The following is a 20544-nucleotide window of genomic DNA, read 5'->3' on the forward strand; positions in this document are numbered from 1 at the left end:
ACCCTGAGGGAATCAGATTCCCTCAGGGTTCCCCTCACGGCGCGCACAAAGGCAGAGCAGCTCAGGCGTGGGCGTCCAGGTAGGCGGGATCCGGCGGAGGGATCGGGACATCCGGTTGCCCGGCCAGGAGCTGGTTCATCGCGGCGAAGTACGGCGGTGCGGCGACTGTGCCACCGAACGCGCCGTGGCCGCAGTTGCCCAGGTGCACTGGGGTGCCGGGGCAGATTTCCTGGGGGTGAGGGCCGTCGGCGAAGACCATGGAGGACACCGCGTAGTGGTCGACCCCGCCGACGAACGCGACGGATTCGCTTTCCTGCGTGGTTCCGGTCTTGCCGATGTCCGGGTGCGTCCAGCCGGCCGACTGGGCCGCGCGGGCGGACGTGCCGACGGTGGTGTCCTGGCTCAGCCCGGCCTCCAGCGTGTTCGCGACGCCGGGCGGGATCACCTGTTCGCACGCCTGCTGGTGCAGCGAAACCGGCTGGCCGTGGCGGTCGGTGACGGACAGGATCGGGTCGGGCGGGCACCACATCCCGCCGCTCATCAGGGTTGCCGAGACGTTCGCCATTTCCAGCGGGCTCACCGGGCTGTTGCCGAGGGTGAAGGACAGCAGGTTCTGGAAGTACTGCGACTGCGGTTCGTTGTATTGCGGGTTTTTCGACCGCGGGTCGGACGGGTCGGTGATCGGCTTGCTGCCCGCGTCGTTGGTCGCCATGGTGTTGCGCAGGCCCAGTTTCCGCGCCATGTCCAGCACCGCGGGCATCCCTACTTGCGCCTCCAGGCCGACGAACGCGACGTTCGGCGAAGTGGCCAAGCCCGTGGCGAGCGAGATCGGGTTCGGGTAGCTCGTGCCGTCGTTGCTCACCGGATAGCAGTGCGTGTACCGGTTCATGTTGGGCGGGTTGAAACAGTCGCTGAACGGGTTCGTCAGCGGCGTGTTCAAGCCCGCTTTCCCGGTGACCATCGCGGCGGCCGAGGTGAAGATCTTGAACGACGAGCCCGCGCCGAACTTGTTGCTCGCGTCGGCCACGATGTTCGTCGACGTCTCGCCCTGGTCGGGATCGGTGCCGTAGTTGCGGTTCGCGACCATCGCGAGGACCTGGTGCCCGTCGCTGCCGGGCTGCACGATCGCGAAGGTGTTCGCGACGCCGTCCTGGGTGGTCGGCACGTTCGCGTTCACCGCGTCCTTCGTCACCTGGCTCACGTGCGGGTCCATTGTGGTCTTCACCGTGTACCCGCCGGTGTCGATCTGGTCGGCGGTGAGCCCGGATTGCACGAGATACCGCACCGCGTACGCGCAGAAGAACCCGGCGTCCGGGGCCGCGCCGAGGCAGGTGCTCGACGGCGCTTGCGGCCGCGAACCGCTGAGGCCCAGCGGAGTCGCCTTCGCGGTCGCGCCGTAGGACGCCGGGATCGAGCGCGCGGACACCATCGAATCGATCACCAGATTGCGCCGTTGGAGCGCCTTGTCCGGATGCGTGTACGGGTTGTAGACGTTGGGGTTGTTCACCATCCCGGCCAGCAGCGCGGCCTGCGGCACCGTCAGTTTGTCCGCTGTCGTCCCGAAATACGCCTGTGCGGCGGCTCCGACGCCGTAGACGGTGCCGGTGTACTCGACCACGTTCAGGTAGTCGGCCAGGATGTCGTCCTTGGACACGGTTTGGCTCAGCTGCACGGCGATCTTCGCCTCGCGCAGCTTGCGTGCCAGCGAATCCTCCTGATCCCGTTGCTGTGCCGCCTTGTTGTTGCGGTCTACGACGTTGACGAGGTAGTTCTTCACGTACTGCTGAGTGAGCGTGGACGCGCCCTGCAGATTCCCGCCTGAACTGTTGTGCACCGCGGCGCGGAGCATGCCCTGTGGGTCGACGCCGCCCTCGCTGTAAAAGCGGCGGTCTTCGATGTCGACGATCGCGGCTTTCATCGCCGGGGAGATCTGCGCGGGAGTGACCGGAATGCGGTACTGCGCGTACAAAGTCGCGATCGTCCCGCCGTTCCTGTCGGTGACTGTGGTGACGAGCGGCGGCTCCGCGTGCACGAGATCGGCGGAAATGGAGTCGACGGAATCGCTCACCTGGTTGGACAGCACGCCGGCTCCGATCGCGACCGGGGCCAGCGCGCCCGCGACGAGAATCCCGGCCAGCACGCACAATCCGAGGAACGGGGCTATCCCCCTGCGACGAGACACGGTTCCCACGTTATGCCTGTCCTCGTGAGAAACCGGTGTGCGGACGAGGGTGTTTCATCGAGCCAACCTTCCGAGCAGAGCCGAAGCGACCGCGATCGCCAACGCGGTCGCACCCACTAAGACGCCGAAGTCGGCTCCGAGGTTCGCAGGGGTGCCGATCAAGAGTCCCCGCAAAGCATCGACTTGGTAACTGAGCGGGTTCGCGTGGCTCAGCACCTTGAGCCAGGACGGCATCAGGTTCACCGGATAGAGCGCGTTGGACCCGAAAAACAGTGGCATCGTGATCGCCTGGCCGATGCCCATCAGCCGTTCGCGCGAAAGCACCAAACCGGCGATAACGATCGAAAGACAGCAGAAAAAGGCCGAACCGAGCACAACGGCCGCCGCGGTGCCCAGCAGCCGCAACGGATTCGCGGTGAGCCCGACGCCGAGCAACGCGGCGAGAATCACCACGATGAACGCCTGCACGAGCGCGCGCACTCCGGCGGCGAACGCCTTGCCCGCCACGAGCGCCGCGCGCGGTGTTGGGGTGACGAGCAGCTTCGCGAGGACGCCCGCGTCGCGCTCCCAGATGATCTGGATGCCGTAGAAGATGGAGATGAACAGCGCGGACTGGGCGAGGATCCCCGGCGCGAGATAGTCGAGGTACGGCACGGATCCAGTCGGGATCGCGCGCAGCCGGGTGAACGTTTCGCCGAAGATGAGCAGCCACAGCGCGGGCTGGATCGCGCGGGTGAGCAGTTCGGTCTGGTCGCGGCGGAGTTTCTGCAGTTCCACCAGGCACATCGCGCCGATCCGGGCGAACAGCACGCGCAGCTGTCCCAGCGGGCCGGGGTCAGCCGAGACGGCGGGCGGTGCGGCGAGCGGCACGGACATCGCGGATCCCTCCTGTGTCGAGCGCGTTCCCGGTGACGGTCCGGAAGACGTCGTCCAAAGTGGACTCCGGGCCGAGCCCGGCTTCGAGATCGGCCGGGGTGCCGAGCGCGCGGATCCGGCCGGTGTGCATCAGCGCGACGCGGTCGCAGTACTGCTCTGCCTCGTCCATGTAATGGGTCGTGACGAGCACCGTCATCCCGGTTTTGGCGCGGATCTCGGAAATCCGCTCCCAGACCGCCGAACGCGCCACCGGGTCGAGTCCGATGGTCGGCTCGTCGAGAATCAGCAGCCGGGGCGAGCTGACCAGCGCCTGCGCCAGTTCCAGGCGCCGGATCATGCCGCCGGAGTACCGCGCGGCCGGACGGTCCGCCTCGCTCTCCAGCCCGACCAGTTCCAGTGCCTCGCGCACTTGTGAAGCGCGTTGAGCCCGTGGGACGTCGAAGAGCCGGGCGAACAGCGACACGTTCTCGCGGCCGGTGAGCGCGCCGTCGGCGGAAAGCTGTTGCGGGACATAACCGATCAGCCTGCGGACGGCCATCCGGCGGCGGGCGACGTCGAGTCCGAACACGCTGATGCGGTCCGCGGAGACGGGCAGCAGCGTCGTGATCATCCGGATCGTGGTGGTTTTCCCGGCTCCGTTCGGGCCGAGGAGACCGAAGACTTCGCCGGCTTCGATGGCGAGATCCACGCCGTCGACCGCGACGGTGGTCCCGAAGGCATGCCGCAAGCCAGTGCAGCGGACAGCCGGTTCGCTCATGTGTCCTCCTTGAGCGCCGCAGTAAGCCGTTCGAGAGCGGGCAGCGCGGCGACGATCGCCGAGGTGTCCTCTTCGGACAGTTGGCTGAGCGCGGCGGAAACCAGGCCGATGCGGGTACGCCGCCATGCCGCCATTCGGTCCCGGGCCGCGTCGGTGAGCTGCAATCGCGCGGCCCGGCGGTCGGCTGGGTCGACTTCGCGGCGCAGCAGACCGGCGTCGGTGAGCACGTTCACGAGCGTGCTCACCGAATTCCCGGCCAGGCTCAGCTCCCGGGCCGCCGCCGCGACCCCGATGCCCGGATTCCGGTGCACCACGCGCAGCAGTTCCACCTGCGAGCCGGGCAGATGCGGTCCGGGCAGTTCGGCGCGCACCCGGCGACGCACGACCCGGCGTACGCCCAGCACGGCGGTGAGAACGCGTTCGGCGAGGTCGATCCGGGGTGCGGGCATGCCGCCAACTTAGCTCTGACTCAGAGTCATTAGCAACGCTAAATGTCTTGTTCGCCGGAAGCCTGCCGATTCATCCCTGTCGCAGGAGCAGGGCGACACCCAGCGCGATCATCGTCGCCGCGATCACGCCGTCCAGGATCCGCCAGGCCGCGGGGCGGGCGAAGACGTCGGACAGCCGCCGCGCGCCGAGGCCGAGCGCGCTGAACCAGACCGCGCTCGCGGCCACCGCGCCGATGCCGAACAGCCAGCGGCTGTCGCCGTGTCCGGCTGCGACGGAGCCGACGAGGAGAACGGTGTCGAGGTAGACGTGCGGGTTGAGCCAGGTGAGTGCGAGACAGGTGAGGAGCGTGCGCTTCGGCGAGGTGAGGTCTGCGGGGGAGACGGTCAGCGTGCCCGGGCGGAAGGCGCGGCGCGCGGCGAGGATCCCGTACCCCACAAGGAAGAGCCCGCCGACGATCGCGATCACCTTGATCCCGGACGGCCACCGCTGCAGTACCGCCCCGATCCCGCTCACCCCGGCGGCGATGAGGACCGCGTCGGACAGCGTGCACACGAGGATCACCGGCACGACGAGGCCGCCGCGCAGTCCTTGGCGGAGCACGAAGGCGTTCTGCGCGCCGATGGCGACGATGAGGGACATGCCGGTGCCGAATCCGGCGGTGAGAGCAGCGATCACCCCGCCGACGTTAAGAGCGGGAGCGAGCATTAATCCAGGTAAAGATTCTGAACTAAGATAAGCGATCGTGATGTCCGATCTTCCGCTCGACCAGGTCCGCACCTTGCTCGCGGTGGTGGACGAGCAGTCGTTCGACCGCGCCGCGGCGGTGCTGCACGTGACGCCGCCCGCGGTGAGCCAGCGGGTGAAAGCGCTGGAACAGCGGATCGGCCGGGTGCTCGTGCTGCGGTCGAAACCCGTGCGGCTCACCGAATCCGGAGAGGTGCTGGTGCGGTTCGCGCGGCAGCTGACCCGGCTCGAAGCGGACACACGCGCGGAGCTTGGCCTCGGCGGTCCCGGCCTGCCGACGACGCTGCCGATCGCGGTCAACGCGGACTCGCTGGCCACCTGGTTCCTGTCCGCGCTCGAAGAGGTCCCCGCCGAGCCGCCGGTCTCATTCGACCTGCGCAGCGACGACCAGGACCACACCGCCGCCCTGTTGCGCGAGGGGCTGGTGATGGCCGCGATCACGGCGACGCCGCAGCCGGTGCAGGGCTGCACGGTCAGCCGTCTCGGCACGATGCGGTACCACGCGGTGGCGTCGGCGGAATTCGTGCGGCGCTGGCTGGACGGCGGCCCGCTGGCGGAGCGGCTCCCCGCCGCGCCCGCGGTCCTGTTCGACCGGAAAGACGATCTGCAGGACCGGTTCCTGCGTCGGCTGACCCGGCGCAAGCTGCCGAGCCGGGTCCGGCACTACATCCCGGCGTCGGTGTCCTTTGTGGACGCGGTGGCCGCTGGGCTGGGCTGGGGAATGGTGCCGGACCTGCAGCGGTCCGGACGGGAACTGGTCGATCTCGCGCCGGACCGGGCGGTGGACGTGGCGTTGTACTGGCAGCAGTGGAAGCTCGATTCGCCGTCGCTGGCCGCGGTGGCGGAGGCGGTGGGACGGGCGGCTGGGCGCGCGCTCGGACCGTGACCGCGGATCGGCAGACAGAACCCGTCCGGACGGGGCATGCTGTGCGCGGGCTTTGCGAAGGAAAGGGACTCCAGTGACGGAACCGGCCACCGCCGAGGCGATCGACCGGCTGAGCGACGACTGGCGGCTGGACGAGGCCGAGGAACTGGGCCGCCAGGCGGTGCGGGACTTCCCGGACGACCCGGCGCGGTGGATCGCGCTGGGCAAGGTGCAGTTGATCCAGTATCGCCGGGAAGAGGCGCTGGAATCCTTCGAACGCGCGGTGCGCTGCCCGCGGTCTCCGGCGCTGGCGGTTGCCTGGCAGGTGGCGGCGTTGAGCCAGCTTCGCCGGTTCGAAGCGGCTGCGGAAGCAGCTGAAGCTGGGCTGGTCCGGTTCCCGGATGACGCCGAGATCCTGTACGCGCGGGCGCGGGTGTGCTGCGACCGAGAGGACTGGGCAGGCGCGCTGCCGTGGTTCGAACGGGCTTTGGCGGCCGATCCCGGACGCGTGGACACGAAGCGCTGGCGAGTGATGGTGCTGGCTTCGCTGAAACGTTACGAGGACGCGGAGGCGGCGGGCCGGCAGGCGATCGAGCGGCATCCGGGAGAGCCGGATCCGCTGACGACGATGGGCTGGCTGGAGGACGAACGCGACCGCGACGAGGCAGCGCTGGCTTGGTGCGAGCGGGCGCTGGAGGTCGATCCCCGGAGCGAGTGGGCGTTGCGGTTGCGGGTGAACACCCTCTCCAGCTTGGGCCGGGCTGACGAGGCGGAGGACGCGGCCAAGGCGGCGCTCGACCTGCGTCCTCGCGAGCCGCGGCTGTGGCTCGCCAGAGGCTGGGCGGCTGAGGAGGGCGACCGCGGCGAGGAGGCGCTGACCTGGTTCGGACGGGCGCTGGAGATCGCGCCGCGGCACGGCGGGGCGCTCTGGTGGCGGGTGCGGAGGCTGCGGCTGCTGGAGCGGTTCGGCGAAGCCGAGGCCGCGCTGCGAGAGGCGCTCGAAATCCGGCCGGACGATCCTGACCTGCTGACGGAGGGCAGCGCGCTGGCCGAGGACCAGTCTCGGATCGAGGAGGCGCTGGACTGGATCGGCCGCGCCCTGGCGGTCGAGCCGCGGAACAAGGCCGCGTTGCTGTCGCGGCTGAGCCTGCTGCGGAAGCTGCGGCGGTTCGCCGAGGCAGCGGCAGCCGCACAGGAAGGAGCCGGCCAGTACCCGGACGACGTGGATTTCCTGTTGCGGGCGAGCGAGACGGCCGAGGACCGCTACCGCTTCGAGGAGGCGTTGAGCTGGGCCGAACGGGCGAGCGCGGTCGACCCCGGAGACGTCGATGCCTTGGAAGGCCGGATCTTCGCGCTTCGGCGGCTGCGGCGGTTCGAAGCAGCCGAGGAAGTCGCGCGAGAGGCTGCCGACCGGTACCCGGAGGACCCCGGCCGCTGGGTGACCTTCGGCTGGGTCGCCGGAGACCTGCTCCGGCACGAGGAGGCTCTCGGCCGGTACGACCGGGCGCTGGAGCTGGATCCGGAGCACGGGGTCGCGCTGCAGTCGAAGATCGAGGCGCTGCGGGCGCTGCGTCGTTTCCCCGAGGCCGAAGCGGTCGCGAAGGCCGCGCTCGGCCGCGGTCCCGAAGACCCGGGACTGCTGGTGCAGCGCGGCTGGATCCATGGTGACCAGTACGAGTACGAGCAGGCGCTGGAGTGGTTCCGGCGGGCCGCGGACCTCGAGCCGGGGCACGCCTGGGCCTGGCGGTCGAGGCTGACGGCCTTGGTTTCGCTGCGGCGGTACGACCAGGCCGAAGCGGTGTTCGAAGAAGCGGTCCGGCACTGTCCGGACGAACCGGGCGTGCTGATGGAACGGGTGTGGCTGGCGACCGGCCGGTTTCGGTTCGAGGAGTCGCTGGAGTGGTGCGGACGGGTGCTGGACCTCGATCCCGAATACCGGCCCGCGCTGGCCGAGCGAGTGGCCTCGCTGCGCCGGTTGCGCCGGTTCGAGGAGGCCGAAGCGGCGGCGGAGGAGGCGATCGGGCGACGGCCGGACGAACCGGGGCTCCTGGTGCAGCGAGGCTGGGTGCAGCACGACCAAGGCCGGTACGAGGAAGCGCTGGGGTGGTTTCGCCGGGCGCAGGAGGTCGAGCCGGGATACGCCTGGGCGTTGCTGGCCGAATCGTCGGTGTGCTCCGGGCTCCGGCGGTTCGAAGAGGCGAAGGCCCGCGCGCGGGCGGTGCTCGATCGGGAGCCGGACAACGTGGCCGCCTTGACGCGGATGGCGGCGCTCTGCCGCGGCCGGGAGAACGTCCCGGAGGCGATCCGGTGGTACGAGCGAGCGCTGGAAGTCGATACGCGGGATGCCGCGGCGCTGCGACTGCGCGCGGACGCGCTGCGCCGGCTGCGGAGGTTCGGCGAAGCCCGCGCGGCGCTCGCCGAAGCGGTCGCGCTCCGGCCGGACGAACCCGGGCTGCTGGTGGAACGGGCGTTCGTGCTGGACGAGGAGGGTCATTTCGAACCGGCTCTCGACAGCCTCCGGCAAGCCCTCGACGTGGATCCGCTCGACGAGGAGGCGCTGGAATGGCGGGTGATCGCGCTGCGGTATCGCGGCCGCTTCGAGGAGGCCGAAGCGGCGGCGAAGGAAGCGGTCGACCGGCGTCCGGACGAGCCGGATCTGCTCGTCGAGATGGGTTTGCTCCACGACGGGCAGCTCAAGTACGAGGAGAGCCTCGCCTGGTTCGAACGGGCGCTGCGGATCGATCCGTTCCTCGTCGACGCGATCACCGGACGGTCTGCCGCGCTCCGGTCGCTGCGCCGGTTCGACGAGGCTGAGCGCGGCGTCGCCGAGGCGCTGGAACGGATGCCGTGGAACCGGTCGCTGCGGGAGGAACTCGTCTGGATTTACCACGACAGCCGTCGGCTGGACGAAGCCGGTCAGCAGCTCGCGCTGCTGCGGGCCGACGCGAGGGATTCCAGCGAGGAAGCCGAAACCGCGGCGCAATCGGGCTGGATCCGGTTCGCGGCAGGGGATTACCCGGCCGCGGAAGAGCGGTTCCGCATTGCTTGCGAGAAGGAACCGGACAGTGCCGACTATGAGTTCGGGCTCGCCTGGTGCCTGGTTCGGCAGGCTACGCCGCAGCGTCGCGACGAAGCCGAGAAGCTGTGTTTTTCCGTGCTGGAAAAGGACAAGCAGTATTACGCCGCGCACACCTGCCTCGGGGTCCTGAATTACCAGCGGCGGCAGTTCGCGCAGGCGGAACAGCATTTCCGCCGTGCGATCGAATTGGATCACCATCACGCCAGCTACGTCGATCTCGGCGCGCTTTACTCGCAGCTCGGCCGGTTCGACGAGGCGGAAACCCACCTCAACGCGGCGCTGGAACGCGATTGGTTCGACGCGCAGGCGCACGTCGAACTCGGATATCTCCATCTGCAGCGGGGAATCGACGATCCGGCGGGCAAACCCAGTGCCGGCGCCGCGCGGCATTTCCGGCAGGCGCGGCAGATCGATCCGGCCAACGGGAGCGCGAGTCTCGGGCTCGCGGTCGCGCTGATGCGGTCGGCTGGGGATTTTGTCGAGGGCGAGGACGTGCTGCAGCAAGCGTTGCGCCGCAACGACTGTGACCTGCCGCGGTGGCAGTTGCTGGTGGCAGTGGCCAAATTGCTCATCGAACGCGGCGACGCCACCCAGGGCAGGCAGTTCCACGCCGACGCGCTCGCTCGCGCGCAGGAGGCGATTTCTCTTGCCTCGAACGAAGCTGAGCCGTATTTCGTCGCCGCGGTCGCGCGGTACAAGCTGGCCGAGTCCGCCGGGGATTTCCCGGCGAAGCCGATGCAGCGGCGCAAGGCGATCCGTGATCTGCGGCGGTGCGTGAAACTCGATCCGGGGAACGTCGAGGCGCAGCGCAGCCTGCAGATCATGGAGGAAAGCCTGCGGATCACGCGGAGCAGCACGGCGGGCAGCGTCATCGTGGTGGCCGTCGGGATCGCCGCGCTGATCGCGTTGTGGGTCGCGTTCTTCTTGTCCGACAAGATCACCGGCGTCATGCTGACGACGCTCACGCCGGTGCTCGTCGGGCTCATGGTCGTGGGACTGGTGCTGCCGTTCCTGATCCGGCTGAAGCTCCCCGGCGGGGTCGAGGCTGATCTGAGCGCGAGCATCCGGCAGATCTCGTCCGGCCCGACCGGCGAGGAAACCTTCGGACCGGGCCGGTTCAGCGTTACGGCGGCGGCGTCGAGTCCTGGGCCGCAGGGGCAGCTGGCCAGGCTTTGAGTCATCCCTGGGTGATCGGCCAGAGGTCGTCGTTGAGGAGGCGTTTGACGATCTTCCCGGTCGCGTTGCGGGGAAGCTCCGGTACGAAGTAGACGTCGCGCGGCACCGCGAACCGGGCGAGTTTCTGGTGGATGTAGTGCCGGACGTCCTCGGCATGCATGCGCGCGCCGTGGCGGAGCACGACATACGCGGCAAGGCGCTGGCCGAACTCGTCGTCCGGAACACCGACCACAGCCGCGTCGGAAACACCGGGCAGCGCGGCCAAAGCCTCCTCGACCGGACGCGGGAACACGTTCTCGCCGCCGGACACGATCATCTCGTCGGCCCGCCCGGTCACGAACAGCCGCCCGGACGCGTCCTGGTAGCCGACGTCGCCGGTGGCCATCAGGTCGTGGGCGCGCGGGACGCTGGAACCGTTGGTGTAGCCGTCGAAGAGCATGTCGTTGCCGACGAAGATCTGGCCCTCGTCGCCGGGCGGGACCGGGCGGCGGTCCTCGTCCAGGATCGCGACCTGGGTGCCGGGCGGGCAGCGGCCGGCGGACGTCGGCGCGGCGCGCAGGTCCGCCGGGTCGGCGATGCTCGCCCACGACACCTCGGTGGAGCCGTAGAAGTTGTAGAGGACGTCGCCGAAGGTGTCCATGAACGACGTCACGAACGCGCCCGGCATCGCCGATCCGCTGCTCGCCACGATCCGCAGCGACGACAGGTCGTACCGGTTGCGCACGCGTTCGGGCAGGTCGAGGATCCGCTGCAGCATGATCGGCACCGCGAACAGCGCGTCGCAGCGGTGTTCTGCGATCGTGCGCAGCGTGTGCTCCGCGTCGAACCGGCGGATCAGCGACAGTTCCGCCCGCAGCGCCATGCCGAGCTGCATCGCGGCCAGTCCCCAGCTGTGGAACAGCGGGGCGGCCACGGCGATCTTGTCCCTGGCCCGCAACGGGATTCGCGACAAAACGGTCGCCGACGTGCTCACGCCCTTCGGCGTCGGACGGCGCGCGCCCTTCGGAGCACCGGTGGTGCCCGAAGTCAGCACGACGATCCGGCCTTCGCGTTCGCTCGGCTTCGGCCGCGTCGTGGGGGCGTCCTGGAGCAGTTCGTCCAGCGTGCGGTAGCCCTGGTCGGCGTCGTCCCACGTGCTCACGCGCGGGAATTCGCCGGGCACCGACGCGATGATCGGCGCGAACTCGTCGTCGGCCAGGACCGCGGCGGGCGGGTGTTGCGTGAGCACTTCTTCGACGGCGGCGGGGGAGAGACCGGTGTTGAGGAGGACAACGTCGACGCCGAGCTTGCTGCATCCGACGAACGCTTCGACCATCGCCGCGTGGTTGCGGCACATCAGCGCGACCCGCGAACCAGCCTCCACGTCGAGCGCGGCCAGCGCGTTGGCCAGCTGGTTGCTGCGCTCGTCGATCTCGCCGAAGGTGCGGGAGTTGCGCTCGTCGTGCACCGCGACGTCGTCGGCGCCGCGGGCGGTCGCGGCGAGGTACCCGCCGGCCAGCGTCGCGCCCCAGCGGGCGAACGAACTGAGCTGCTTGACCACTTTGTCCGGCCGTCCGGCGGCCAGCACACCCGCGCGGACCAGCGTGTTCGCCGTGCGCAGCGCAGTCGCCGGCTCGTGCTCCGGCGGGTCGCCGGGCAGACCGGACAGCTGCTGCCCGATCCGCTTCGACAGCTGCTTGAGCAGGCCTTTCACCGTCCCGCGCGCGAGCAGGCCGGAGTGTTCCGGCGGCAGCGACGGGAGCATCATCCGCAGCACGATCTCGGTGCCGCCGCGCGGGACCGGGCGCAGTTCGACCGACACCCAGGTCCGCTCGTCCGGCAGCCCGCACCAGACGACGTGCTCGCCCGGCCGGTACACCGCCGCGTGGATGGTGCCCTCGACCATGGTCTCCCGGTCCGGGGCCAGCCGGATCAGGCAGTGCGGGCCGCGGCCGCGTTCGGCGGGCACGGTGACCTCGCACCAGCTGATCGCCGGGACGAACCTCGGGTACAGCTCCGGGGTGCCGACGATCTGCCACACCTGTTCGGGCGAGTGCCCGACCACCGCACTCGCCTCGACTACATCGTCTCGCATCGCGATCCGCCTCGCCGCCGCACGCGTGTGGGCTCCCCGGTCCTTCCCGGACGCGTGTTCAGGTTGCGGGGACGCTACCAGGCAAGAGAGGCCTGGGGTACTCCGAAAGACCGGAAATCCAACCAGGTGGGAATTTTCTTGCGGCGTTTTCCGCGCCGGCAACGGGCGCGACCGGGCGGGTTCCGGCGCCCCGGACATAATGGGCCGGGTGGAGCAACTGGTCGAGGAATACGGACCCAGCTGGGACCCGGGCCCGTACGAACGGGGCACCGACGGACCGCGCGTGATCCTGGTCGGAGCGGACACGTCGCCGACCGGGCTGCGGGCGACGGCCTACGGCGGCGGCCTCGCGCGGAGGCAGCGCGCGCGGCTGGTCGTGGTGTACGTGGCCGCGCCGACGGTGTGGACCGGGCTCGCCGCGGCCGCGGTCGTCGACGTGCAGCAGCAGACCTTCGAGGAGGAGATCGAGCAGCTGCGCGCGGAACTGCGCGACCGGGCGGCCGACCTGCAGGTGCCGGTCACGTTCGTGGTCCGTCGCGGCGAGACGTTCCCCGAACTGCGCCAGGCCGCGCAGGAGGTGAACGCGGACATGGTCGTGGTCGGCGCGTCCGAACAGGGCGGGCACCGGCTCGTCGGCTCGGTCGGCAACCGGCTGGTGCGCGCCGCGACCTGGCCCGTCGTCGTGGTGCCGTAGGGCTCGTGAGCGGCAATGCCGGTTCTGACCGGCATAAACACGCACGAGCCCACGACCAGGTGGAGGCGTAATGGATTTCGCCGAGGTCGTCGCGCGCTTGCGGGCCGCCGGGTGTGTCTTCGCCGAGGACGAGGCTCGCCTTCTGCTGGGCCAACCGGGCGACCTGGCCGGGATGGTCGAGCGGAGGGTCGCCGGGGAACCGCTGGAGTACATCCTCGGCTGGGCGGAGTTCGCCGGCCGCCGGTTCGTCGTCGCGCCGGGCGTCTTCGTGCCCCGGCACCGCACCGAACTGCTCGTGCGGCTGGCCATCGGGTTCGCGCACGATAAAGCAGTGGTGCTCGATCTGTGCTGTGGTTCCGGTGCACTGGGCGCAACGGTCGCGGCCGAGGTGCCCGGAATCGAGCTGCACGCCGCCGACGTCGAACCCGCCGCCGTCGATTGCGCTCGGCAGAACGTGCCTGGTGAGGTCTACCAAGGCGACCTCTACGCCCCGCTTCCGTCCAGTTTGCGCGGCCGGATCGACGTGCTGATCGCGAACGTCCCGTACGTCCCGACCGGCGACGTCGCGCTCATGCCGCCCGAGGCGCGCGACCACGAACCCCGCGTCGCGCTCGACGGGGGAGCCGACGGTCTCGACGTGCTCCGTAGTGTCGTCGCCGAGGCTCCGACGTGGCTCGCGCCGGGCGGGCACGTGCTTTTCGAGGCCAGCGAACGCCAATCGGCCGCCGCTGTCGCCGAGGTGCGCCGGGCCGGGCTGGCCGCGTCCGTCGAAGAAGATGACGAACTAGGCGCAACAGTCGTGGTGGGACTGCGCGAACACTGAGCGGCGAACCGGATTCGCCCGCTTTCCGTACTGCGTGCGGCCGGTGGGGACGTCTAGGGTCGACGCATGAAGGTCGGCCTGCTCACCCGGGAGTATCCGCCGGACGTGTACGGGGGAGCGGGGGTGCACGTCGAGTTCCTGGCACGGGAACTGCGGTCGCTGGTCGACCTTGACGTGCACTGCTGGGGCCCTGACCGCCCGGACGGCGCGCACGGGCACCGCGACGCGCACGGGTACGCCCAGCCCGCGTTCGCCACGATGGACATCGCGGTCTCGATGGCCGACGCGCTCGCCGGCCACGATCTCGCGCACAGTCATACCTGGTACGCGAACCTCGGCGGCCATCTGGCGAAGCTCGCGCACGGCATCCCGCACGTCATCACCGCGCATTCGCTCGAACCCCTGCGGCCGTGGAAAGCCGAGCAGCTCGGCGGCGGCTACCGCGTGTCGTCGTGGATCGAGCGCGACGCCTACGAGGCGGCGGACGCGATCATCGCGGTCAGCTCGGGAATGCGGCGCGACGTGCTCGCCGCGTACCCGAACGTCGACCCGGCGCGGGTGCACGTGGTGCGCAACGGCATCGACACCGAGCTGTACCAACCCGATCCCGGCACCGATGTGCTCGAGAAGCACGGCATCGATCCGAACCGGCCGTACGCGTTGTTCGTCGGACGGATCACGCGGCAGAAGGGCGTGCCGCATCTCGTGCGCGCCGGGGCCGCCTTGGCCGAAGACGTGCAGCTGATCCTGTGTGCGGGCGGCGCGGACACGCCGGAGCTGGACTCGGAGTTCCGCGGGCTTGTCGCGGACCTGCAGGAAAAACGGTCCGGCGTGCACTGGATCCCGGAAATGCTGCCGCGCGCCGAAGTCGTCCAGCTGCTGACGCACGCGCTGGTGTTCGTGTGCCCGTCGGTTTACGAGCCGCTCGGCATCGTGAACCTGGAGGCGATGGCGTGCGGCACCGCGGTGGTGGCCAGCGACGTCGGCGGCATCCCGGAGGTGGTCGCCGACGGCGAGACCGGGGTGCTGGTGCATTACGACGAGAACGAGCCCGGCGCTTTCGAGGCCGGGCTCGCGCGCGGGATCAACGACCTCGCCGCCGATCGGGACCGAGCCACCCGGCTGGGCCTCGCCGGGCGGGACCGCGCGGTGGGAGAGTTCGGCTGGGCAGCGATCGCCGCCGCGACGGTCGGGGTTTACGAGGCGTGCGGGAGGGTTTCGTGATCGACGGATCCGATGTGCTGGGAATCGTCCTCGCCGGCGGCGAGGGCAAACGGCTGATGCCGCTGACCACCGACCGCGCGAAACCCGCGGTCCCGTTCGGCGGCGTGCACCGGCTGATCGACTTCGTGCTGTCCAACCTGGTGCACGGCGGGATCCGCCGGATCTGCGTGCTGACGCAGTACAAATCGCATTCGCTGGACCGGCACATCTCGACGACGTGGCGGCTGTCGTCGCTGACCGGCGAGTACGTCACGCCGGTGCCCGCGCAGCAGCGGCTCGGCCCGCGCTGGTTCCAGGGCAGCGCGGACGCCATCCACCAGAGCCTGAATCTGGTGCACGACGAATCGCCCGCGTACATCGCGGTGTTCGGCGCGGACAACATCTACCGGATGGACCCGCGGCAGATGATCGACGCGCACATCGCGTCCGGCGCGGGCGTGACGGTCGCCGGAATCCGCGTGCCGCGCGCGGAGGCCCGTTCGTTCGGCGTGATCAGCACCGAGGACGGGACGAAGATCGACGCGTTCCTGGAAAAGCCCGAGGACCCGCCGGGCCTGCCGGATTCGCCGGACGAATCGTATGTGTCGATGGGCAATTACGTCTTCACGACGCAGGTGATGCTCGACGCGCTGCACGCGGACGCCAAGAACCCGGCGTCCAAACACGACATGGGCCGCGACATCATCCCGGCGCTGGTGGAGAAATCCGAGGCCGCGGTTTACGACTTCAACGGCAATGTGGTGCCCGGCGAAACCGGCCGGGACCACGGCTACTGGCGCGACGTCGGAACGATCGACAGCTATTACGACGCGCACACCGACCTGATCTCAACGCAGCCGATTTTCAACCTGTACAACCGGAAATGGCCGATCCTGGCCCACCCCGGCCAGCGCGCGGCGGCTAAGTTCGTGGAGGGCGGCACGGCGACCCAGTCGATCGTCAGCAACGGCTGCATCATTTCCGGTGCGCAGGTGGTGGATTCGGTGCTGTCGCCGGACGTCTTCATCGAGAACGGCGCTGTGGTGCAGGGTTCGGTGCTGCTGGACGGTGCGCGAGTCGGCCGCGGGGCGGTGGTGCGGCGGGCGATCCTGGACAAGAACGTCGTTGTGCCGCCGGGTGCGCACATCGGGGTGGATCTGGCTCGGGATCGCGGGCACTACCACGTGAGCGATTTCGGGATTGTGGTGCTGGGCAAGGGAGAAACCGCGATCTAGCGGACGGGTTTCGCTGCCCTGTTGTCCCGACAGTCAGGCACATTCGGTCAGTGAATGAAACGCGGCCCGGTTCTGTCCTGCCGTGTCGGCCCCGCGACGTTAAAGTCGCGCATCCGGCAGGCACTGCGCAAAGGACTCCCGCACCGTGAACCACGAGACCTCGTTCAACCCGGCACTCGGCTTCAGTTCTGCCGGATTAGTGGTCACAGTTCTCGCCATCGTCGCGCTGTGGCGGGTCTTCGCCAAGGCGGGATACCCCGGGTGGGCGGCGATCATCCCGATCTACAACGTCTACGTCTGGCTGAAGGTCGCCGGCCGTTCCGGGTGGTGGCTGCTCCTGCTGCTGGTCCCGCTGGTCAATCTCGTGGTCGTGATCGTCGTGTCGCTCGACATCGCGAGGGCGTTCGGCAAGAGCGGCGTCTTCGGGTTCTTCGGCCTGTTCGTGTTCTCGATCATCGGCTACCTGATCCTGGGCTTCGGCCGGGCCCGGTACACCGCGCCCGGCCCCCGGTGACGAACCCGGTTCAGCCCAGTGCGGCGACGGCGCGCGCGATGACGTCGGAAGGGCTCGGTTGCCCGGCGATCTCCTTGCGCACCTCGGCGGCGGCCGCGGCGAACGAATCCTCTTCGAGCAGTTGCCGCACCAGCTTCCCCAGCGTCTCGACGTCCACAGTAGACGGATCGTGGCTCAGCCCGACGCCCCGCTCGACCACCCGCTCCGCCGACATCGGATTGTCCGCGAAACTGGGCAGCACCAGTTGCGGCACTCCGTAGAACAGCGGCGCGGCAGTGGTCCCGGATCCGCCGTGATGCACAATCGCCGAACACTCCGGCAAGAACACCGACAGCGGCAAATACCCCACCGAGCGGACGTTCTCCGGAAGCTCGCCCAGTTCGCTCACATCAGCTGTGCCCGACGCGAGAATGACCTCGACGTCCATCCCGCCGAGCGCGTCGAGCACCACCTTGAGGCTGCTGATCCCCGACATCGCCGGCACGACCGTGCCCAGCGTGACCGCCACCCGAGGCCGTTCCGGCTTCCGCAGCGCCCACTCCGGCAGCACCGACCCGCCGTTGTAGGGCACGAACTGCATCGGCCACCACGGCGCGCCGTCGCGTTCGTCGGCGGGCTCCTCGTCCGCGCGCAGGCCGCCCATGCTCGGCGCGCGCGGGTCGATCCGGGCGATGACGTTCACCGGCGCGTCCCCGATGCCGAGCTTCTCGCGCATCAGCGTGACGAGGTCGCTGTCCAGGAAGTCGGCGTGCTCGGTGCGCCACGAGAGGTCCCGGGCCGACCACGAGATCCGGTTGCCGACCTCGAGCGCGGGCACGCCGAGCGCGGCCGCGGCGAGGGCGCCGGTGCCGTGGTCGGACGGGTAGACGACGAGGTCCGCGCCGAATGCCCGGCCCGCTTCGATGGTGCCCGCCGTCATAGCGGCGGTGAAGAGCCCGAACGGACCCTGGTGCTGCCGCGCGATCCGGTACTCCTCGGGTTCGTCCGGATCCGGCGCGGCGCCGTCCTTGACGGTGGCCAGCAGGTCGGTCCAGATGTCGCGGCCGGGGAACACGTCGACGACCGGCAGCCCGGCGCGCGCGGACACCTCGGCGATCTCGGCGCTGGTGGCCAGCAGCACGTCGTGCCCGGCGGCGCGGGCGGCCCAGACGACCGGGATCAGCGGCAGCGTGAGCCCATACCCGGGCGCGGACGCGAACAGGATCTTCACCTCCTCGAGACTGCCAGAACCGTGATGCTCCCCGCATCCCGGTTTCTGTTTCCGCACACCGGTAACGCGCGGGCCCGTCGCGGCGACACATCCGCAGATCGTCACTTCCGGAAAGGCCGGTCCCCATGCGTAAAGCCCGTATCGCGGCGTTGCTGACCCTGGTCGGCCTCGGCATCGCGATGTCGCCCGCCGTCACCGCCGACGCGGGCCAGACCAGCACCTGGTGCACCAAGAAGGAGCAGGTCGCGATCCTCGGCACGTCCGCCGACACCGGTTACGGCACCACGGGCTACAAGTCCACTACGGACACTTACGCGCCGACCGCCTACGGCTGGACCACGAAAATCGCCAACGACCTCCACGCCCAGTGGAACACCACGACGAAGAACTACGCGCACAACGGCGCGATGGCCACCGACTACCTCCCCGGCGGCCGCTGGCCCGACACGACCGGCGCGCTCGCCGACCTCACGCAACGCCAGCCCGACCTGGTCCTCGTCGACCTCGGCGGCAACGAACTGATCTCGCAGACCGACCCGGCGGTCTTCAAGGCGAACCTCGGCAAGGTCATCGACAACATCCGCACCGCCCGGCCCGGGGTCGACATCCTGCTGTCGATCTACGCCGAGCTGAAGTGGACGCCCAACCCGTGGGGCGGCCAGACGCAGAAGTACTTCTGGTCGCAGTACGCGACGTCGATCTACCAGACGGCGGTCGAGAAGGGCACCGCGCTGGTCGATCTGCGGCAGTACATCCCGCCGGCCGGGTCGGCGAACCTGCCCAACCCGAGCCCGTGGCTGGCCGACAACGTGCACCTGAACGACGCGGGGAACCTCGCCGAGTACGGGATGTGGTGGGGGTGGACGTCGAGCCTGGGGAGCATTTGCTGAAAGGTCCGTGAGGGGAACCCCGAGGGAATCAGATTCCGTCAGGGTTCCCCTCACGGCTCGGCGGTCAGCCGCGCGGGATCGCCCTCGCCGACCGCGGTGGCGGAACGCGCCGGCGGGGTCGCGTTGCCGCTGCTCACGGCGTTTCCGCAGGTCAATGGGGGTGGCGTAACCTCGGCGTAATCAAAATCCAGGTAGCGTCCCCGACGTGGTGACTATGCAGCGGAGGGCGGAACGGGCCCGGCAGGTGGCCGACGGCCTGCGGCAGCGGATCGTCTCGGGCGAGGTCGGCGAGTTGCTGCCGAGCGAGCGCGCGCTGGGCGAGTGGTTCGGCGCGTCGCGGAATGTCGTGCGGGAAGCGCTCGCTCTGCTGCGGGACGAAGGGCTCGTCGAACGCCGACAGGGCGTCGGGACGCTGGTGGTGCGCCCGAAGTACGGCCACGGCCTCGACCGGTTGTCCGGGCTGGCGGAGGCGCTCGAAGGGCACGGCGAGGTCGTGAATGGGGTGCGAACGGCCGAGACGGTCGCCGCGCCGCCCGCGGTCGCGCAGCGGCTTGGCCTGGCGGCGGGGGAGAAGGTCGTGCACCTGGAACGCGTCCGGCGGCTCGGCGGCGTGCCGTTGTCGCTCGACTCGACGTACTTGGTGGCGGATCTGGGGATTCCGTTGCTGGACAAGGATTTGGCGCACCGGGATCTGTTCGCCTTGCTGGAGGAGACGAACGGCATCCGGCTGGGACGGGCGGAGGTGGAGGTCCACGCGGTGTCGGCTGGGCCGGATACGGCTGCGTTGCTGGAGATCGCGCCGGGGACCGCGGTTTTCGCGCTGGATCGGCTGACTCGGTTGCCGGACGGGCGGCCGGTGGACGCGGAGTGGCTGCACATTCGCGCGGATCGGTTGACGTTGCGGGCGACTTTGCAGCGCGGAGCGGTGTGATTCGGGTGACACACCGCGGTTTCTGGCAACGCACCGGGCGCACGCCGGTAGGTGCGGGCGACCTCGCGGCGGAGCACAGACGAGAGAACGACTTCCGGAGGCAGCCGAAATGATCCCCGCGCTCATCGTCACCGGGTTGCTCGCCGGGATCGGCATCACCGCGGTCGGGCCGGGCGGGGTGCTCGCGACCGTCGGGCTGTTCGTCTTCACCTCGCTCACCCCAGCGCAAGTAGCCGGGACAGCGATCGTCACGCACGTGGCCACCGGGATCCTCGGCAGCGCCGCCTTTGTCCATTCCGGACAGTTGCGCGAGCCCGAAACCCGGCGCGTAGCGGGGGTTCTCGCAGCAGTCGCGGTGGTGGGCACACCGCTCGGAGTACTGCTCAACTCCTGGGTGTCCACAAAGGCCTTCGGAATCGTGCTCGGCGGATTCGCGCTCGTCGTGGCGGTGTTCGTCGGCCTGAAGGGGCGGGAGCGGGCGGTCGGCCTGCCGCTCGCGGGTGCGATCGGGGCGGGAGTCGCGGTGGTGGCGGGGCTGGTCGGGGTCGGCGGGCCGATGCTCGCGGTCCCGTTGCTGGTCGTCGCCGGGATGCCGGTGCTGGGGGCGCTCGCGGCGGCGCAGGTGCAGTCGGTGGTGATCGCCAGCGTCGGGACGCTCGGGTACGTCCTGCACGGAGCGGTCGACTGGCGGCTGGCGGCGATCGTCGGGATCCCGGAGCTGGCGGGCGTGTTGATCGGCTGGCGGATCGCGCACGCGTTGCCGACCAAGACGCTCAAGGCCGCGCTGATCGCGGTCCTGGTCGGGATCGCGCCGTATCTCGCGTTCCACGGCTGAAGCCGG

17 protein-coding genes are annotated in these 20544 nt (G+C 69.7%); 10 read left to right on the plus strand and 7 right to left on the minus strand.

Annotated elements, in window-relative coordinates:
• Window positions 1-61 precede the first annotated feature (61 nt).
• From ACWDNU_RS34685 to ACWDNU_RS34705, 5 genes are all read right to left on the minus strand, one after another.
• Complete coding sequence (locus tag ACWDNU_RS34685; protein WP_449671977.1) at window positions 62-2191, minus strand: transglycosylase domain-containing protein; 2130 nt, start codon at window positions 2189-2191, stop codon at window positions 62-64.
• 45 nt (window positions 2192-2236) lie between these two features.
• Entirely contained in the window at window positions 2237-3058 is an 822-nt protein-coding gene (locus ACWDNU_RS34690) for an ABC transporter permease (RefSeq protein ID WP_449671978.1), read from the minus strand.
• Complete coding sequence (locus ACWDNU_RS34695; RefSeq protein WP_449671979.1) at window positions 3018-3815, minus strand: ABC transporter ATP-binding protein; 798 nt, start codon at window positions 3813-3815, stop codon at window positions 3018-3020. The genes ACWDNU_RS34690 and ACWDNU_RS34695 overlap by 41 nt, the downstream gene beginning before the upstream one ends.
• Window positions 3812-4264: a MarR family winged helix-turn-helix transcriptional regulator gene (locus ACWDNU_RS34700; protein WP_449671980.1), complete on the minus strand. Its 453-nt coding sequence runs from the start codon at window positions 4262-4264 to the stop codon at window positions 3812-3814. Before ACWDNU_RS34700 ends, ACWDNU_RS34695 begins: the two co-directional genes overlap by 4 nt.
• 70 nt (window positions 4265-4334) lie before the next feature.
• Complete coding sequence (locus ACWDNU_RS34705; RefSeq protein WP_449671981.1) at window positions 4335-4970, minus strand: LysE/ArgO family amino acid transporter; 636 nt, start codon at window positions 4968-4970, stop codon at window positions 4335-4337.
• 40 nt (window positions 4971-5010) lie between these two features.
• On the opposite strand from ACWDNU_RS34705, the gene ACWDNU_RS34710 reads away from it, so the two are divergent.
• Both ACWDNU_RS34710 and ACWDNU_RS34715 read left to right on the plus strand, forming a co-directional pair.
• The gene (locus ACWDNU_RS34710; protein ID WP_449671982.1) at window positions 5011-5895 is read left to right on the plus strand and encodes a LysR family transcriptional regulator ArgP; all 885 of its coding nucleotides are present in this window, start codon (window positions 5011-5013) and stop codon (window positions 5893-5895) included.
• A 73-nt stretch (window positions 5896-5968) separates the two neighbouring features.
• Window positions 5969-10129: a tetratricopeptide repeat protein gene (locus ACWDNU_RS34715; RefSeq protein ID WP_449671983.1), complete on the plus strand. Its 4161-nt coding sequence runs from the start codon at window positions 5969-5971 to the stop codon at window positions 10127-10129.
• Between the two features lies 1 nt (window position 10130).
• Here ACWDNU_RS34715 and ACWDNU_RS34720 read toward each other — a convergent pair whose 3' ends face one another.
• Window positions 10131-12203 (minus strand): AMP-binding protein, encoded by a 2073-nt coding sequence (locus ACWDNU_RS34720; protein ID WP_449671984.1) that lies wholly within the window; start codon window positions 12201-12203, stop codon window positions 10131-10133.
• Window positions 12204-12402: 199 nt separating this feature from the next.
• On the opposite strand from ACWDNU_RS34720, the gene ACWDNU_RS34725 reads away from it, so the two are divergent.
• The 5 genes from ACWDNU_RS34725 to ACWDNU_RS34745 all read left to right on the plus strand — a co-directional run bounded on the left by ACWDNU_RS34725 (window position 12403) and on the right by ACWDNU_RS34745 (window position 16672).
• Window positions 12403-12897 carry a universal stress protein gene (locus tag ACWDNU_RS34725; RefSeq protein WP_037713536.1) on the plus strand — a complete coding sequence of 165 codons (495 nt, stop codon included), beginning with the start codon at window positions 12403-12405 and terminating at the stop codon, window positions 12895-12897.
• Between the two features lie 70 nt (window positions 12898-12967).
• Entirely contained in the window at window positions 12968-13720 is a 753-nt protein-coding gene (locus ACWDNU_RS34730; RefSeq protein ID WP_449671985.1) for a putative protein N(5)-glutamine methyltransferase, read from the plus strand.
• A gap of 66 nt (window positions 13721-13786) precedes the next feature.
• Complete coding sequence (gene glgA / locus ACWDNU_RS34735) at window positions 13787-14944, plus strand: glycogen synthase (protein ID WP_449671986.1); 1158 nt, start codon at window positions 13787-13789, stop codon at window positions 14942-14944.
• The gene (gene glgC / locus ACWDNU_RS34740; protein ID WP_370938468.1) at window positions 14941-16158 is read left to right on the plus strand and encodes a glucose-1-phosphate adenylyltransferase; all 1218 of its coding nucleotides are present in this window, start codon (window positions 14941-14943) and stop codon (window positions 16156-16158) included. The genes glgA and glgC overlap by 4 nt, the downstream gene beginning before the upstream one ends.
• A gap of 145 nt (window positions 16159-16303) precedes the next feature.
• Window positions 16304-16672, plus strand: a complete 369-nt coding sequence (locus tag ACWDNU_RS34745) for a DUF5684 domain-containing protein (protein WP_344281397.1) — start codon at window positions 16304-16306, stop codon at window positions 16670-16672.
• A gap of 10 nt (window positions 16673-16682) precedes the next feature.
• Here the strand turns inward: ACWDNU_RS34745 and ACWDNU_RS34750 are convergent, their stop codons facing one another.
• Complete coding sequence (locus tag ACWDNU_RS34750; protein WP_449671987.1) at window positions 16683-17882, minus strand: glycosyltransferase; 1200 nt, start codon at window positions 17880-17882, stop codon at window positions 16683-16685.
• 125 nt (window positions 17883-18007) lie between these two features.
• On the opposite strand from ACWDNU_RS34750, the gene ACWDNU_RS34755 reads away from it, so the two are divergent.
• The 3 genes from ACWDNU_RS34755 to ACWDNU_RS34765 all read left to right on the plus strand — a co-directional run bounded on the left by ACWDNU_RS34755 (window position 18008) and on the right by ACWDNU_RS34765 (window position 20538).
• Window positions 18008-18772 (plus strand): SGNH/GDSL hydrolase family protein, encoded by a 765-nt coding sequence (locus ACWDNU_RS34755; protein WP_370938465.1) that lies wholly within the window; start codon window positions 18008-18010, stop codon window positions 18770-18772.
• Between the two features lie 214 nt (window positions 18773-18986).
• On the plus strand, window positions 18987-19703 hold the full coding sequence (locus ACWDNU_RS34760; protein ID WP_449671997.1) for a GntR family transcriptional regulator: 717 nt from the start codon (window positions 18987-18989) through the stop codon (window positions 19701-19703).
• A gap of 109 nt (window positions 19704-19812) precedes the next feature.
• Complete coding sequence (locus ACWDNU_RS34765) at window positions 19813-20538, plus strand: sulfite exporter TauE/SafE family protein (protein WP_449671988.1); 726 nt, start codon at window positions 19813-19815, stop codon at window positions 20536-20538.
• Window positions 20539-20544: the final 6 nt, after the last annotated feature.

The organism is Amycolatopsis sp. NPDC003676 (assembly GCF_053587275.1).